Here is a 15,152-nt window from a genome sequence, read left to right as displayed (position 1 = left end):
ATCGAAGGAGGCGAGTGCAATGAACACGAAGGAAACGGAGATGAGTGATTCGGGCAGCGGACCGATTCTGCGGGCATGCGGGATCAAACGGATCTTTGGCAGGGGGAATACGGCCGTGACCGCTTTGGAGAATATCGATCTGAATATTCCGCCTGGAACGATCGTGGCTTTGAGGGGGCGCTCTGGTTCCGGAAAGACGACGTTATTGAACATTCTCAGCGCATTGGACGATCCGACGGAGGGACAGGTTTATTTCAAGGGAAGGGAGATCACCGGATTATCCGGCTCCGAACGCAGCCAGATCCGGCGCAGGGAGATCGGCCTCGTATTCCAGTCCTATGGTTTAATGCCGCTGATGTCGGCTTACGAGAACGTCGAATTCGGGCTGCGTATCGCGGGACTGAAGGGGAACCGGGAGGCGGTGGAGGATGCGCTTGACCGCGTCGGCATGCGGGAGCGGATGAAGCACCGGCCGTCCGAGCTGTCAGGCGGCGAACAGCAGCGCGTAGCCATTGCCCGGGCGATCGTCCACCAGCCCGTCCTGCTGATTGCGGATGAGCCGACCGCAGAGCTGGACAGCAAGATGGGGCTGCAGGTCGTCCGCATTTTTCGCGAGCTGGTGAAAGAGTCGGGGATGACGGTCGTTCTCACGACGCATGACCCCGGCATGATGGAGCTTGTCGATCACGTTATCGCATTGGAGGATGGAACTATTGTATCGCAGACAACGAACGAATCTCCCCTTATCTAACAAAGACCGGCGCTTGAGCCGAATCGCCGCGCTGCTGACGGCGCTGATGCTGCTTTCGGGCTGTTCGCTCCTGCCGGTCGAACCGGAAACGCTGCAGCCGCCCTTGGTCGAGCCGGCCAAAGAACAGTTTAACGTCGTGCAGGCGAGCCGCGGGAAAATTCAGACCTTCCTGAAGGGGACGGCTTATTTTGTGTCGGCCCAATCCGAAGCGCTGTCCTTCAAGGAAATGGGCGGAAGGCTCAAATCGATTGCGGTGACGGTGGGCCAGGAGGTGAAGTCGGGCGATCTGCTGGCCGAGCTGGAGACGGGCGACCTCGATTTTCAGGTGCGTCTGCAGCAGCTGAATGTAGAGCGCGCACAGCTGCTGTACAAACAGGCACGCGATGCAGGCGCAGGCGCCGTAGATCTACGGCTTAAGGAAATCGACCTGGAGCGCGAGCGGATGTCGCTGCAGGAGATGAAGGCCAGGCTTGGAAAATCGCGCTTGTACGCTCCCGTCTCGGGAACGGTGACGTTTGTCGAGAAGCTGAATGCGGGAGACAACGTGAACGCTTACCAAGCGATCGTCACCGTCTCCGACCTGTCCAAAGTGCAGCTGACGTACGTTGCGGCGGACAGCAAGGATCTGAACCCGGTCAAGGCCGGGATGCCCGTCAGCCTTAAGTATAAAGGCAAGGACTATAAAGGAAAGGTCCTCCAGTCCCCTTCGGATTTGCCGGCTGCCGCGGACAGTACGAAGGCCGAAAAGAACGGGGTAACGATCTTCATGAGTATGGACAACGCCCCGGGCGACGTCAAGGTCGGCGACAGCGCCGAGCTGACGATTGAGCTACAGAAGCGGGATAACGCGATCATTGTACCCCGCTCTGCCATCCGCTCCTATATGGGACGTTCCTATGTTCAGGTCGCCGAAGGAGACCGCCGCAAGGAGGTTGACATCGAGATCGGATTAACGACGCCGACGGAAGTCGAGATCGTCAAAGGACTGGAGGAAGGCCAAAAGGTCATCCTGAACAATTAACGCAAAGAGCTACAGCCCGGTCCGGCCGGGCATGAGGGATGAGGTGTATGATTTGGCTTTATGGACGATGATCCTGCGCAAGATGGCCAACAACAAGTGGCTGCAGCTGAATTTGTGGATCGGCCTTACCGTATGCGTGGCCCTGTTCAGCTCCATGCCGCTCTACTCGCAGGCCATCCTGGAGCGGACATTACTGAAGGAGCTGCAGTCCGTGCAGACCGGGAACGGGGTGTATCCGGGCTATCTCCGAATAAGCACCACGGTCTCGGCACCCTCCATGGACGCAAAGACGACGGAAGCCGTCGAAAGCGCCGACCGGTTCGTCAAGACGATTCCGGAGCGCATGGGGCTGGAGGCGCTATCGTTCTACCAGCAAAGGTTCACGCCGAAGATGAAGGTATACGGAGCCGATGCTTCCGCCCAAGAAAAGCAATCGCAAAAGACGTTAGGAAGCTTTATGTCGCTGTCCGATCTGGAGAAGCGGGTCCGTCTGATCGAGGGGCGGATGCCTGCGGATCGTTCGGACGGGATCATCGAGGCGCTGGTCACGCAGAAGTTTCAGCTGGCGGCCAAGCGGAAGCTTGGTGAAGAACTGACCGTAGAACCTCAGGATGGCGGGAAAACCCGCTTTCGGGTCATTCCGGTCGGCATCGTAGAGACGAATACGGAGGCGGACCGGTATTTGCCGTTTCTGACCACGGAGAACGAGGACGGATTCCTGATCCCTTTCCAGCAGTTCGAGCGCGAATTTACGAAAGGCGGCAAAGCCAGGGTTTCCAGCATGGAGTGGCGGCTCGCACTCCATTACGAGCAGCTGTCGCTCGATAAGGTTGATGCGTTCATCCAGACGGACCGGGAGGTCCGGCGTTATTTCAAAGGAAAGCTTGGGGTTGCCGATATCAAAATCCCGGCGAGCCAGACCATCGCGTCGTACCAGGGCAAACAGGAGAAGCTCGATACCGTGACGCTTTCGCTGTATACCCCCGTCATGCTGATGCTGGCGTTCTATTTATACATGACCGCCAATCTCATCATCGATCGGCAAAAAACGGAGATCTCCGTGCTACGCAGCCGGGGAGCTAGCCGTCTGCAGATTATGGCGGCCTACCTGCTGGAGAGCCTGCTGCTGGGGCTGAGCGCGCTGGCCGCCGGACCGTTTCTCGGCGTATGGTTTACGAAACTGCTTGGGGCTTCCAATGGGTTTCTGGAGTTCGTGCAGCGCTCCGCGCTGAAAGTGAGCATGACGAGCAGCGCCTATCAAGTGGCTGCAGCCGCTGTGGCGGGAGCGATCATCCTGATCCTGATTCCGGCCTTCCTCGCAACGCGGGTGAGCATCGTAAGCCATAAGCAGCAGACGGCGCGCCTGACCCGGCTGTCGATCTGGCATAGGACCGGCCTCGATGTGGTGCTCGTCTGCCTGGCAGCTTACCTGCTGTACAATTTCAACCAGCGCCAGGAAGATCTGCGGAGGCTTGCGCTGGGATCTGCCGACCTGCAGGTCGATCCTCTCTTGTTCCTGACCCCGGCTCTTTTCGCACTTGGAGGCGGCCTGCTGGTGCTGCGGGTATACCCCTGGTTCGTCAGGCTCGTTTATTGGCTGGGCCGAAACGGATGGCCGCCGGCGCTGTATCATACGCTCGTTCAGATCAGCCGCTCTTCAGGGCAGTATTTGACCATTCAGGTGTTCCTGATCATGACGGTGGCGACGGGTCTATTCAGCGCGAACGCGGCCAGGACAATCAACGACAACATGGACAGCAAGGTTCGGTATGCGGTCGGCACGGACATTGCACTGACGACAAAATGGGAAAGCGACGCGCCTCCCCCCATATCCCCGGGGGCGGGAGGGCAGCCTCAGTCTGAGCCGTCAACGACAATCGTGCAGAAACGGGTTCAGTATACGGAGCCGCCCTTCGAGCCCATTCGGGAGCTGGCCGGCGTGCAAGCGACGGCAAGGGTGTTCAAGAAGCCGGAGGCCAGGTTCAGTGCCGGCAGCAATGAAAAAAACGGCAAAACGGTTCTTTTTGGCATCGACACGAAGGATTTCGGCAATACGGCATGGATGAAGGAGGGGCTGCTGCAGCATCCGATCAACAGCTACTTGAATCTGATCGCCCCGAATCCGGAGGCTGTGCTCATTTCGCGCTCGCTTGCGGAGGATGCCAAGCTGAAGCCCGGCGATCCGATCCGGGTCTATTGGGACGGTCTGGACGGGGCGACGTTTACCGTGTACGGCATTATCGATTATTGGCCGAGCTGGAGTCCGCTGCCGTCCGATCAAGGAAGCGGCAAACCGGAGCAGCCGCATCTCGTTGTCGGACATCTGGGCACGATTCAGAACCGCCTGGCAGTCGAGCCGTACGAAATATGGCTGAAGCTGGCGGACGGCACAAGCAGCGAAGATATCTACGGGCAGCTGAAGGAGAAGAAGCTGCAGGTGACGAGCCTCCGAGACGCGACCCAGGAGGTGGTCCAATCCAGGAATGATCCGTTCCGTTTGGCGATGAACGGCGTAATGACGCTCGGATTTGCCATCTCCATGCTGGTCAGCTTCATCGGTTTCCTGCTGTTCTGGGTCTTGACCTTATCCGGCAGAACGCTTCAATACGGGGTTTTGCGGGCGATGGGCATCTCTTTCCCGCAAATGATCGGCATGCTCGTCAGCGAACAGCTGCTCACGTCGGGGGCCGCGGTCCTCATCGGCGTGTTCATCGGCAACGTCACCAGCATGAAATTCGTGCCGCTCTTCGAAATGTCGTTTGCGTCCAAAGAACAAGTCCCTCCATTCACGATTACATATCAGCTCAGCGATTATTTGCAGCTGTACGGTATCATCGGGTTCACGCTGGCGACCGGGCTGCTCATTCTGGGGTACCGGCTGACACGAATCCGCATCGCGCAGGCGCTGAAGCTCGGGGAGGAATAGTTCATGATTCAATGCGAAGGGCTCGTCAAAATTTATAAATCGGCGGACCTGGAAGTCGTCGCCCTTCAAGGGCTGGATCTTCAGGTAGAGAACGGTGAATTCATGGCGATCATCGGCAATTCCGGCAGCGGCAAATCGACGCTGCTCAACATGCTGGGCGGCCTCGACAAACCATCGGCCGGCAAGCTGTACGTGGACGGCAAGGACCTGCTCGCGTTCAGCGAACGCGACCTCGTGAAATATAAGCGGGAGTCGGTCGGATTCGTCTGGCAAAATAACGCGCGCAACCTGATTCCCTATTTGACCGCGATCGAAAATGTCGAGCTCCCGATTCTCCTGCGTGGCCGAAGACGCCGGGCCCGCGCGCTCGAGCTCCTGGAAGCGGTCGGCCTGACCCACAGGGTGAAAAACAAGCTCAGCGAATTGTCCGGCGGAGAGCAGCAGCGGGTGGCCATCGCCATCGCGCTGGCGAACGAGCCGCGGCTGCTGCTCGCCGATGAGCCGACGGGATCGCTGGATACGACCACGTCCAATCAGGTTCTCGATTTGTTCCGGACATTGAACCGGGCGATCGGCATTACGATTGTGATCGTAACCCATGATCCGGAGCTGGCCCGGAAGGTGGACCGGGTTGTTCAGATCCGTGACGGTAAGACGTCCGCCGAGATGCTCCGCAGGATCTCTTATTCCGACGTGTTGACGCAAATGGACGCCGACACCGCCCTGCGGGAAGCCGAGAGCCATATCGAGTATGCGGTGCTCGACAAGGCCGGCCGGCTGCAAATCCCTGCCGGTTATCTGGGCACGGGGAGCTTCAAGGACAGCAACAAAGTGCGCGTCGAACTCGAGGACGGACGAATCGTCCTGTACCCGGCGAACGAAAGGCAGACGGTCTAATTCGAGTGATCTTCGGGCTTAATCCTTCCATATATAAGGCACAGCCTTAACAAGTCGGAATGAACCAAAGTCTTTTTTGTCATTGTTGATCCAGAGCGGACATCCGTGTCATTGAAGTACTTTCGTTCATTCGATATAGATTTAGCGATCCAATACATGGCCATGGAATGCCGTAAAGAGGCGTTTTAATGGAATAGATAACTTGAGGAGAGGTGGATTCATGAAGAAGCATCGAATGAAACGTTCCATCCTGTTGATGATTGCGCTTGTTCTCGTGCTGGCCCCTTTATCGCTCGGCACACGCCCGAGCCATGCCAGTGCACAGCAGGAATCGCAAGCGCTTTCTGAAGGCCGCGCGGGAACATCCGAGACGGGAGATGGGGCAGCAAGCGTGCGGATCACCAAGGATTTCGAGGATGGGACGCTCCAAGGCTGGTTCGGGCGGGGAGGCAATGAAATCCTGACGGTTTCCCCGTTAGCGGCTCATACGGGATCTTACGGCATGCAGGTCACCGGCAGAACCCAGGGCTGGAACGGTCCGCAGCTTGACGTAACGCCGATCATGGAAACGGGAAAGACGTACCGTTTATCGGCTTGGGTCAAGCTGCCTGCCGGAACGCCGGGCTCGCCGGTATCGATGGTGATCCAGCGCACGACGGGCGGAACCAATGCGTATGAAGTCGTCAAATCGGTTCAGGCGGGCGACAGCGGATGGGTCAAGCTCAGCGGAGAATATACCCTGCAGCAGCCGATTGAAAGCTTGGCCGTTTATTTCGAATCCTTCGATCATCCGACGCTGGACTTTTACGTGGACGATGTCGTGATCGAGCGCGCTCCGGACCCGGTTCCGATCGAAATTCAAAAGGACATTCCGAGCCTGAAGGACGTGTTTGCCGGCCAATTCAAGCTGGGGACGGCCCTGCTGGTCAATGAAATCGAGAATCCGAACGGCCCGGATGCGGAGCTGGTCCGCAAGCATTTCAACAGCCTGACGGCCGGCAACGAGCTGAAATGGGACGCCACGGAGCCCGCGGAGGGTCAGTTCAATTTTACGGCAGCAGATAAAATCGTAAACTTCGCCATGGATAACGGGATCGCGATGCGGGGGCATACGCTGGTCTGGCATTCCCAGACGCCGAAATGGGTGTTCTATGACAGCAGCGGCAACCTCGCCAGCAAGGAGCTTCTATATGCGCGGATGAAAAAGCATATCGATACCGTCGTCGGCCGTTACAAAGGAAAAATCTACGCTTGGGACGTCGTGAACGAGGTTATTGAGCCCGGGGACAAGAAGCCAGGGGGCCTCCGCAACAGCTTATGGTATCAAATTGCAGGCGAGGAATTCATTGAAAAAGCGTTCATTTATGCGCATGAAGCCGATCCGGACGCCAAGCTGTTCATCAACGATTACAACACGAATGATCCCGTGAAACGGCAGTTTCTGCATGATCTGATCAAGCGTTTGAAGGACAAAGGGATTCCGGTCGACGGAGTCGGCCACCAGACGCATATCGGGATCGAATATCCGCGGGTACAGGAGTTAGATGATATGATTCAGGCGTTTCGGGATCTTAACATCGATCAGCAAGTCACCGAACTGGACATGAGCATCTATACGAATGACGCGGACGCTTATGAGACGTTCCCAACGGAGCTGCAAATCAAGCAGGCCAACCGCTACAAGGAGATTTTCGACGTATTCAGGAAGCATTCGGATCAGCTCAGCGCCGTCATATTCTGGGGCAAGGACGACCTGAACACCTGGCTGCGCACGTTTCCGGTCGTTCGCAACAATTGGCCGCTGCTGTTCGATGAACGGCTGCAAGCCAAATACGCTTATTGGGCGCTCGTCGATCCGGCGAAGGTTCCGGTCGAAACGAAGCGCATCAAAGCCCTGGGGGGCAGCGTGAAGATCGACGGCCAGGCGGAAGCGGCATGGAATGTGGCGCAGGCCGTGCCGATCCAGGCAGGCGGCAAAGCGGCAGCGACTTATAAAACGTTATGGGATGCAGGACATCTGTACGTATGGGTCGATGTCGATGATGCCACGGTGAACGGCAATGATGCCGTCGAGGTGTATATTGACGAAAACAACGGCAAAACGAATGCTTACGAAGCAGACGACAAAAAGTACACGTTTCGGCGCAGCGGCGCGAATCCGCATAAACGGGCCGAGTATAAGGCGGTGAAGACGGAGAAGGGATACCGGATCGAAGCTTCGATCCCGGTCGACGGCGCGCAAACCGGAAAGGAAATCGGCTTTGACGTCCGCATCCGCGACCGGTCCGGTTCGGCGGAAGAGCTGGCATCCTGGAACGATATTCATCACAGGCAGGACGCCGATACGTCCGGGTATGGCGTATTGACGATGGTGGAAGGTCCGCGAACCGCCAAGGCCGTAAAAGGAACGGCGGTCATCGACGGGGAGATCGACGACATTTGGAACAAGGCGGAGCAGATCGTAACCGACCGCTGGGTCAGCGGATCTTCGGGCTCAACGGCGAAGGTACGAACGCTCTGGGACGACAACCGTTTGTACGTGCTGGCCGAGGTGACCGACTCGCTGGTGACCAAGCGGAGCGCCAATGCATGGGAGCAGGACTCCGTCGAAATCTTCATCGATCAGAACAATGCAAGGACCGGTTCTTATGACGGCGACGACGGGCAGTATCGCGTGAACTTCGATAACGAAACGTCGGTCAACCCCGGATCGCTCGGCGCCAATTTGACGTCGGCCGCGAAGCGGACACCGACAGGCTATATCATCGAGGCCGCAGTCGATTGGGTCGGAACGCCGCCTAAGGCGGGCAGTCTCATCGGGTTTGACGTACAGGTCAACAATGACGAGAATGACGACGGGACACGCGACAGCGTGGCGATCTGGAATGATACGTCGGACAGAACGTGGCAGAACCTGACCAACATCGGACTGTTAACATTGGAATAACCCCAGCGAGAGGGGGAACGAATAAAGGCCGCTCCCGGATGGTCAACCGGGAAGCGGCCTTTGATATGTGATGGTTAGTTACATAGTGTCTACATTGATAGACGTTTTGTTACGCCGTAATGTTCAGGGTTTTTCTATACTTGTTAGCGCTTACACCAGTATACGTTTTGAACTTCTTGTAGAACCAGTCCATCTCGGTATATCCGACTTCGTTCGCAATTTCATACACCTTCATGTCGGTATTCTCGAGCAGAAATTTCGCCTTCTCCATGCGCTGCTGAAGCAGATATTCCTTGAAGGTCATCTTCTCTTGAACCTTGAATTTCTGGCCCAGATAAGAATAGTTGAAATGGAAAATATGGGAGATTTCCTTCAGAGTGATGTTTTGATGCAGGGCCTCGTCCACATAAGCCTTCACCTTATCGATAATGTCGGCCGAAGAGACGGCCGCAGCTTGCCGAACGGCTTCCGACCATGGGTCCGCTTGGTTTCCGGAAAACAGCGCCACGTCCAGCTCCCGTTTCACGTTCTCCAGGCTCGCGGAGAATTCCTCCGGCGTGACAGGGTCGGGCAGATAGTCGTTCACCTGATAATACAAGGCCTTCCGGGCAAGCTGGAACTCATTGCGCCCGCCGATCAGCACGATCGGGACGCGGCTTTTCTCCCGGATGCGGCCGCACAGCCGAAGCCCTTCTTCCTCCGAGGCCCTCATGCTGATCAGCACCAGCTGATGATTCTGGGCGGAAAGCATCGACAACGCCTCGGCAGCCGCAGCGGCATGGCACTCCAATTCAAATTCCGCTTGATGTCTGTCCAGCATACGCTTCATCCGTTCCTTCGCATGATGATCGGGATCAACAAGCAGCACCTTATACACGATATTCCCCCCTATTTCTTTCTCGTTAAAACGTTGTCTCGGTGAAGTTGCTTATTTCTCATTATGAAAAAAAACCCGTCCCGCAAACAATGTGCTTTTCTTTATATTGCTAACCGTTGTTTACTTATTGGCCGTTTGCAATGTAAGGGGTTGCAAGGGATCTATATTTTGACGGGTAGAATACCTAATTTACCACGGGTTGTTGCTCTTTCAATGTAAGCGCTACACTTTGAATGTGATTCGAATGCAACTCATTTCATGGGGGGATTGGAAAAATGCGTAATCGAAAAATGATGATGCTGCTTTGCACGCTGATGCTTGTGCTTTCGGCATGCAGCAATGGCGGCTCCAAGGGCGGTCCAAGCACTGCCGCCGTGACGGAGACGAAACCCGAGACTGCGGCAACCGACACGGAAAATAAGGGCGCGGAGAAAGAATCGGAGCAATCGTACAAAACGCCGGACATGGATTTCGACTTGGGCGGCCGAACGATCAAGGTCGTATCGTGGTGGGATATGACGATTCCGGAGGATAACCCGGATAACATCCAGCGCAAAAAAAACCTGGAGGAGCTGCAAAAGAAGCATAATTTCAAAATGGAATACGTCGCGATCGACTACGGCGAATACCAGCAAAAAGTGACGGCATCCCTGCTGGCCGGCGAGCCGCTCGGCGACATCGTCAGACTGGGCAAAAACTATACGATTCCAACGCTTGTGAAACAGGATCTGCTGGCACCCGTCGATGAGTACACGAAAAATCCGGCAGCTTTTAACCAAAACGTGACCAATCAATACATGCAATATAACGGAAGAGGGTACGGCTTCACGGAAAACCAAGCCAACCTGGTTCAGGGCATTTTTTACAACCGGACCCTCATGAGCAAGCTCGGCTTGAAGCCGCTTCAAGACTACGTCAATGAGGACAGCTGGAATTGGGATACGTTCCTGCAAGTGGCCAAAGAAGCCAACAAGGATACGAATAACGACGGCAAGCTGGATTCCTGGGGACTCGCCAATCCGTCGCCGCTTGAATTTGCGCTCGCTTCCAACGAAACAAGTTTGACGAAAGAAAACAAGCAGAACCTGGAAGATCCAAAAACGACCGAAGCGCTTAATTTCATTTCCCGAATCGCGACGGAAAAAATAGCCAGGCCGACGGAAGGCGGAGACTGGACCGAACCGGGCCAATTTTTCCGTCAGGGCAATACGCTGATGTATGCAGGGGCCCTTCATGAGCTTAGCGGCATCAAGAAGGATATGCCTGATGTGGATATCGGATTCGTTCCGTTCCCTAAAGGCCCGAGCGCAAGCGCGTACCATTCCTATGAAGGCCTGTATCAATCTTTGTTCATCCCTAAGGCCGCTAAGGACCCGGATAAGCTGCTTTATATTTGGGAGAAAATCAACGACATCGATTCGATGTATGACTATCCGGACCAGGCCACTTATGAAACCTTGTTTACGAAAGAAGAGGATATCAACAATGCGAAGGAAGTCGCCGCCAATTTGGCCGTTCTCGACCACGGCACGTTCCCGAACCTGAAGTTTTACGATTTTCTCGGCGAGATCGTCGGCGGAACTTCGGTATCTACCGTCGTAGAGAAATACAAGGCGCCGTTCCAAGCAGCGATTGATGAAGTGTACGGATCGAAATAAATGAGGATTTTGCAAAAATCCAAAAAGCGACTTTCAGTCAGCAATATACAGAACGAAACGGTCTAGTTCGTCTATATATTGTACCCGGGAGCGGCAGGAAACGAATTTTGCAAAATCCTGAAATCCAAACGTTGAACCGACAGTCCCTATTAGAACATGTCTAATCGGGACTGTTATTAAAATGATAAGTCTCTTGCTTCAGGAGGGAGAAGATGATCAACCGAAAGAAGAGCTACCTCGCTGTTTTGCTCGTCCTTGTCATAGTAACGTCCGTCTGGGCCTTCTACCCTTCCGGTTCATCCGAAGTCCGAAACGTTCGGGCCATGGCCGATTTCGCGGCTGTTACGGGATCGGGCGGAGATGACGGCGGCTACGACGCGTATTTAAAAGCCCATTCAGCTGCGAAACGTCCGGATCAGGTCATTCGGGTTGAGGGCGAGAGCTTTACCAAGACCGATGGGCCGGGATTCGAAGTCGTTCATCCGTCGGGGGAAACCGCCGTCCTCACGCCGGAGTCGGGTTCCATCAGCTGGAACATCCCCATCGAACAGCCGGGTCTCTACAACGTGAGAGTCCGATATTTGCCCGTCGAGGGGAAAAGTTCCGCGATCGAACGCGAGTTGACGATCAATCGACAGATCCCCTTTAAGGGAGCCGATCTGGTTACCTTTGACCGGGTATGGGGCAACCGGGACGACAAGATCAGGCGGGACGACAGAGGCAACGATCTGCGTCCGAGCCAGGTCGAGAAGCCCGTCTGGCAAATCGAATCCATTACCGACCGCAGCGGTTATTATGACGAACCCTACTTGTTTTATTTTGACAAAGGCCTTCAAAGCATGACATTAACGGCATTGCGCGAGCCAATGGCCATCGATTATATCGAGTTGTATCAGGAAGAAACATTAAAGACGTACGAAGAAATCAAGGGCGATTATTCAGCCAAAGGATTGCAGCCCGCCACAGGCCAATACATCGTGATTCAGGCAGAGGATGCGGTGTATAAATCCTCTCCGACCTTATATCCCGTTTCCGACAGGTCCAGCCCGACGGTGATTCCGTACGACGTGTCCAAAATCCGGATCAACACGATCGGAGGGTTGAACTGGAAACTGCCGGGACAGTGGATCGAGTGGGAGTTCGAAGCGCCGGAGGACGGCTTGTACCAAATCGCCTTAAAAGAGAAGCAGGATCAGCTGCGAGGCGTCTTCGCCACGCGAAGCCTGACGATTGACGGCAAGGTTCCGTTCAAGGAGATGAAGCGGATTCCTTTCGAATTCGGCAGGGACTGGGACATGTACGTGCTGGGAGGGGATGAGCCGTATCTGTTCCACTTGACCCAAGGCAAGCACCGCATTCGCATGGCGGTTTCCCTTGGAGAGCTGGCTCCGCTGATTCAGACGATCGAGTCCAGCGTGCTGCAGTTGAACGAAATGTACCGCAAAATATTGATGATCACGTCCAATTCCCCCGATCCGTACCGGGACTACCAGTTGGAGAAGCGGATCCCGGAAATGGCGGAGGTATTCCGTAAACAAGCCGAAACGATCCAAAGCGTGGCCGATTACCTGGAACAAACGACAGGAGAACAGAGCGACAAGGTCGCCATTTTGCACACGATGGCCAAGCAACTGGAGGAAATGGCCAAGCGGCCGGATACGGTTGCGAACCGCTTGGAGGCCTTCAAGACGAACGTCGGCGGCCTGGGTACGTGGATTCTGACCGTCCGGGAACAGCCGCTTACGCTGGATTATTTGATCGTCTCCTCGCCGGATCATAAACTGCCGAAAGCGGACGCGACGTTTCCGCAAGTCGTGAAGCATGAAGCCGGGGCGCTGGCAGCGTCTTACACCGAGGATTACGACAGCATCGGCAATACCGGCAAGCAGAAGCGATCGACGACGGTTTGGATTACGACGGGGCGGGATCAGGCCCAGGTGTTGAAAAACCTGATCGATGATTCGTTTACCCCGAACTCGAACATCTCGGTCAATCTGAAGCTCGTACCGGCCAACATCCTTCTGCCCGCGACGCTCGCCGGCGAAGGACCGGACGTGGCCATGCAGATCGGCGAAGACGTGCCCGTGAACTATGCCATGCGGGGGGCGGCCGTCGACCTGTCGAAGTTTGCCGATTATGACGAAGTGGCATCCCGCTTTCGAGACAGCGGATTGGTGCCTTACCAATATGACGGGGGCGTTTACGCGCTGCCGGAGCAGCAGTCGTTCCCGATGCTCTTTTACCGCAAGGATATCTTGAAGGAACTGAACCTTGAGCCTCCCCAAACGTGGCAGGATATCTATAACATGATTTCGGTTTTGCAGAAGCACAACATGCAATTTTACTTGCCGATCGAGGCCGCCAACGCGAGCCTGGTGCCTAACCCGACGTTCTCCATGCTGCTGTATCAAGGCGGCGGCGAGTTTTATCGGGACGGCGGCAAAAAAAGCGCGCTGGACTCTGAGACCGCCATGGATGCCTTCAAGAAATGGACGCAGTTTTATACAAGCTACAAGTTCCCGCTGCTGGCCGATTTCCCGAACCGGTTCCGGACCGGCGAAATGCCGATCGGCATCGCGGATTATACGACGTACAACATGCTGACCGTATTGGCGCCGGAAATCAAAGGACTCTGGGAATTCACCATGGTTCCCGGCACGGAGAAAAACGGCACGGTCCATCACGAGGTGGCCAGCCACACGACCGGCGTCATGATGCTGGCCGGGGCAAAGGATCAAGAGGCGGCTTGGGAATTTATGAAATGGTGGACGGATAAGGATACCCAAATCGCTTACGGCCGCGAGATGGAAGGGCTGATGGGCGAGGCGGCCCGTTATCCGACAGCCAACGTCGAGGCGCTTGAGGAGCTGCCTTGGCCGGTCAAAGATTATCGCAATTTGGAGAACCAGTGGAAATGGGTCAGGGGAATCCCGCAGGTTCCGGGCGGCTACTTTACCGGGCGGCACTTGGACAACGCATTCCGCAGAGTCGTCAACGCCAGCGAAAATCCCCGCGAGGCTTTGTCGGATTACCTCTTGTACATCGATGACGAAATTGCGGTCAAGCGGAAGGAATTCAATTTACCTTAACAGTCAGGGGGTGGAAATCGGATGCAAGCCGAAACAACCAGTCCGTCCGCCGTTTCAAGCCTCGTGCAGCCGAAAAAGCAGCCGCGGCTGGCCAGCTTATGGAGAGAACTGAAGAAAAACAGGCATTATTACATTTTGATGAGTCCGTATATGCTGATCTTCTTTGCCTTTACGGTCGTCCCGGTCGTGTTTTCGATCGTCCTCAGCTTCTTTTATTTCAACATGCTGGAGTTCCCCCGGTTTGTCGGGTGGCAGAACTACTCCAGATTGTTTTTGAACGACGACGTCTTTATGATCGCTTTGAAAAATACGCTGCTGTTCGCGGTCATTTGCGGGCCGATCAGCTACCTGGCCTGCTTCCTGTTTGCATGGATTATCAATGAGCTGTCCCCGAAAGTCCGCGCGTTGATGACGCTTGTTTTCTACGCGCCGTCGATTTCCGGCAACGTTTTCTTTATTTGGCTCATCATTTTTTCAGGCGACAGATACGGCTACTTGAACGGCTTTTTAATTAAATTCGGCTTTATATTGGAACCGATTCAATGGCTGACGAACGAGAAGTACATTTTGCCGATCATCATGATCGTCCAGCTGTGGCTCAGTTTGGGCACGAGCTTCCTGGCCTTTATCGCGGGATTGCAGACCATCGACAAGTCCCTGATTGAAGCCGGGGCGATCGACGGCATCCGCAACCGCTGGCAGGAGCTGTGGTTCATTACGCTGCCGTCCATGCGGCCGCAGCTGATGTTCGGGGCGGTCATGCAGATTACGAGCTCGTTTGCGGTGGCCGATATTTCGGTGGCGCTCGCGGGTTTTCCAAGCGTCAACTATGCGGGACATACGATCGTTACTCACTTGATGGATTACGGAACGATCCGCTTTGAAATGGGATATGCGTCCGCGATCGCAACGGTGCTGTTCGCCATGATGCTTGGCGCCAACAAGCTGACGCAGCGAATGCTCAGAAAGGTAGGGGAGTGATTTGG

General features: G+C 55.4%; 9 protein-coding genes. 8 read left to right on the top strand and 1 reads right to left on the bottom strand.

Features of this window, described 5'->3' with window-relative positions; translation table 11 throughout:
- Positions 1 to 19: 19 nt before the first annotated feature.
- The 5 genes from MKY58_RS15350 (at position 20) to MKY58_RS15330 (ending at position 8,542) form a co-directional block, all read left to right on the top strand.
- Entirely contained in the window at positions 20 to 751 is a 732-nt protein-coding gene (locus MKY58_RS15350; protein ID WP_339321043.1) for an ABC transporter ATP-binding protein, read from the top strand.
- Positions 714 to 1,772, top strand: a complete 1,059-nt coding sequence (locus tag MKY58_RS15345; protein WP_339321042.1) for an efflux RND transporter periplasmic adaptor subunit — start codon at positions 714 to 716, stop codon at positions 1,770 to 1,772. The genes MKY58_RS15350 and MKY58_RS15345 overlap by 38 nt, the downstream gene beginning before the upstream one ends.
- 52 nt (positions 1,773 to 1,824) lie before the next feature.
- Positions 1,825 to 4,698 carry an ABC transporter permease gene (locus MKY58_RS15340; protein WP_339321041.1) on the top strand — a complete coding sequence of 958 codons (2,874 nt, stop codon included), beginning with the start codon at positions 1,825 to 1,827 and terminating at the stop codon, positions 4,696 to 4,698.
- Between the two features lie 3 nt (positions 4,699 to 4,701).
- Positions 4,702 to 5,595, top strand: a complete 894-nt coding sequence (locus MKY58_RS15335) for an ABC transporter ATP-binding protein (RefSeq protein WP_339321040.1) — start codon at positions 4,702 to 4,704, stop codon at positions 5,593 to 5,595.
- 220 nt (positions 5,596 to 5,815) lie between these two features.
- Positions 5,816 to 8,542 carry an endo-1,4-beta-xylanase gene (locus tag MKY58_RS15330; RefSeq protein ID WP_339321039.1) on the top strand — a complete coding sequence of 909 codons (2,727 nt, stop codon included), beginning with the start codon at positions 5,816 to 5,818 and terminating at the stop codon, positions 8,540 to 8,542.
- A gap of 109 nt (positions 8,543 to 8,651) precedes the next feature.
- Here the strand turns inward: MKY58_RS15330 and MKY58_RS15325 are convergent, their stop codons facing one another.
- Positions 8,652 to 9,419 carry a helix-turn-helix domain-containing protein gene (locus MKY58_RS15325; protein ID WP_036711533.1) on the bottom strand — a complete coding sequence of 256 codons (768 nt, stop codon included), beginning with the start codon at positions 9,417 to 9,419 and terminating at the stop codon, positions 8,652 to 8,654.
- Between the two features lie 275 nt (positions 9,420 to 9,694).
- On the opposite strand from MKY58_RS15325, the gene MKY58_RS15320 reads away from it, so the two are divergent.
- The 3 genes from MKY58_RS15320 (at position 9,695) to MKY58_RS15310 (ending at position 15,147) form a co-directional block, all read left to right on the top strand.
- Positions 9,695 to 11,077, top strand: coding sequence for an extracellular solute-binding protein (locus MKY58_RS15320; protein ID WP_339321038.1), 1,383 nt, complete (start codon positions 9,695 to 9,697; stop codon positions 11,075 to 11,077).
- A 212-nt stretch (positions 11,078 to 11,289) separates the two neighbouring features.
- Entirely contained in the window at positions 11,290 to 14,166 is a 2,877-nt protein-coding gene (locus tag MKY58_RS15315) for an extracellular solute-binding protein (protein ID WP_339321037.1), read from the top strand.
- 21 nt (positions 14,167 to 14,187) lie between these two features.
- Positions 14,188 to 15,147: a sugar ABC transporter permease gene (locus MKY58_RS15310; protein WP_339321036.1), complete on the top strand. Its 960-nt coding sequence runs from the start codon at positions 14,188 to 14,190 to the stop codon at positions 15,145 to 15,147.
- Positions 15,148 to 15,152 lie beyond the last annotated feature (5 nt).

This window comes from Paenibacillus sp. FSL W8-0194 (genome assembly GCF_037969745.1).
GTDB lineage: Bacteria > Bacillota > Bacilli > Paenibacillales > Paenibacillaceae > Paenibacillus_AQ > Paenibacillus_AQ cookii.
The sequence above is the reverse complement of the archived record's forward strand: the minus strand, read 5'-3'. Positions and strand labels throughout refer to the sequence as shown.

Coding starts and splice junctions, on each gene's coding strand:
- MKY58_RS15320 (WP_339321038.1), top strand. CDS start 9,695: ATGCGTAATCGAAAAATGATGATGCTGCTTTGCACGCTGATGCTTGTG.
- MKY58_RS15330 (WP_339321039.1), top strand. CDS start 5,816: ATGAAGAAGCATCGAATGAAACGTTCCATCCTGTTGATGATTGCGCTT.
- MKY58_RS15350 (WP_339321043.1), top strand. CDS start 20: ATGAACACGAAGGAAACGGAGATGAGTGATTCGGGCAGCGGACCGATT.
- MKY58_RS15310 (WP_339321036.1), top strand. CDS start 14,188: ATGCAAGCCGAAACAACCAGTCCGTCCGCCGTTTCAAGCCTCGTGCAG.
- MKY58_RS15335 (WP_339321040.1), top strand. CDS start 4,702: ATGATTCAATGCGAAGGGCTCGTCAAAATTTATAAATCGGCGGACCTG.
- MKY58_RS15315 (WP_339321037.1), top strand. CDS start 11,290: ATGATCAACCGAAAGAAGAGCTACCTCGCTGTTTTGCTCGTCCTTGTC.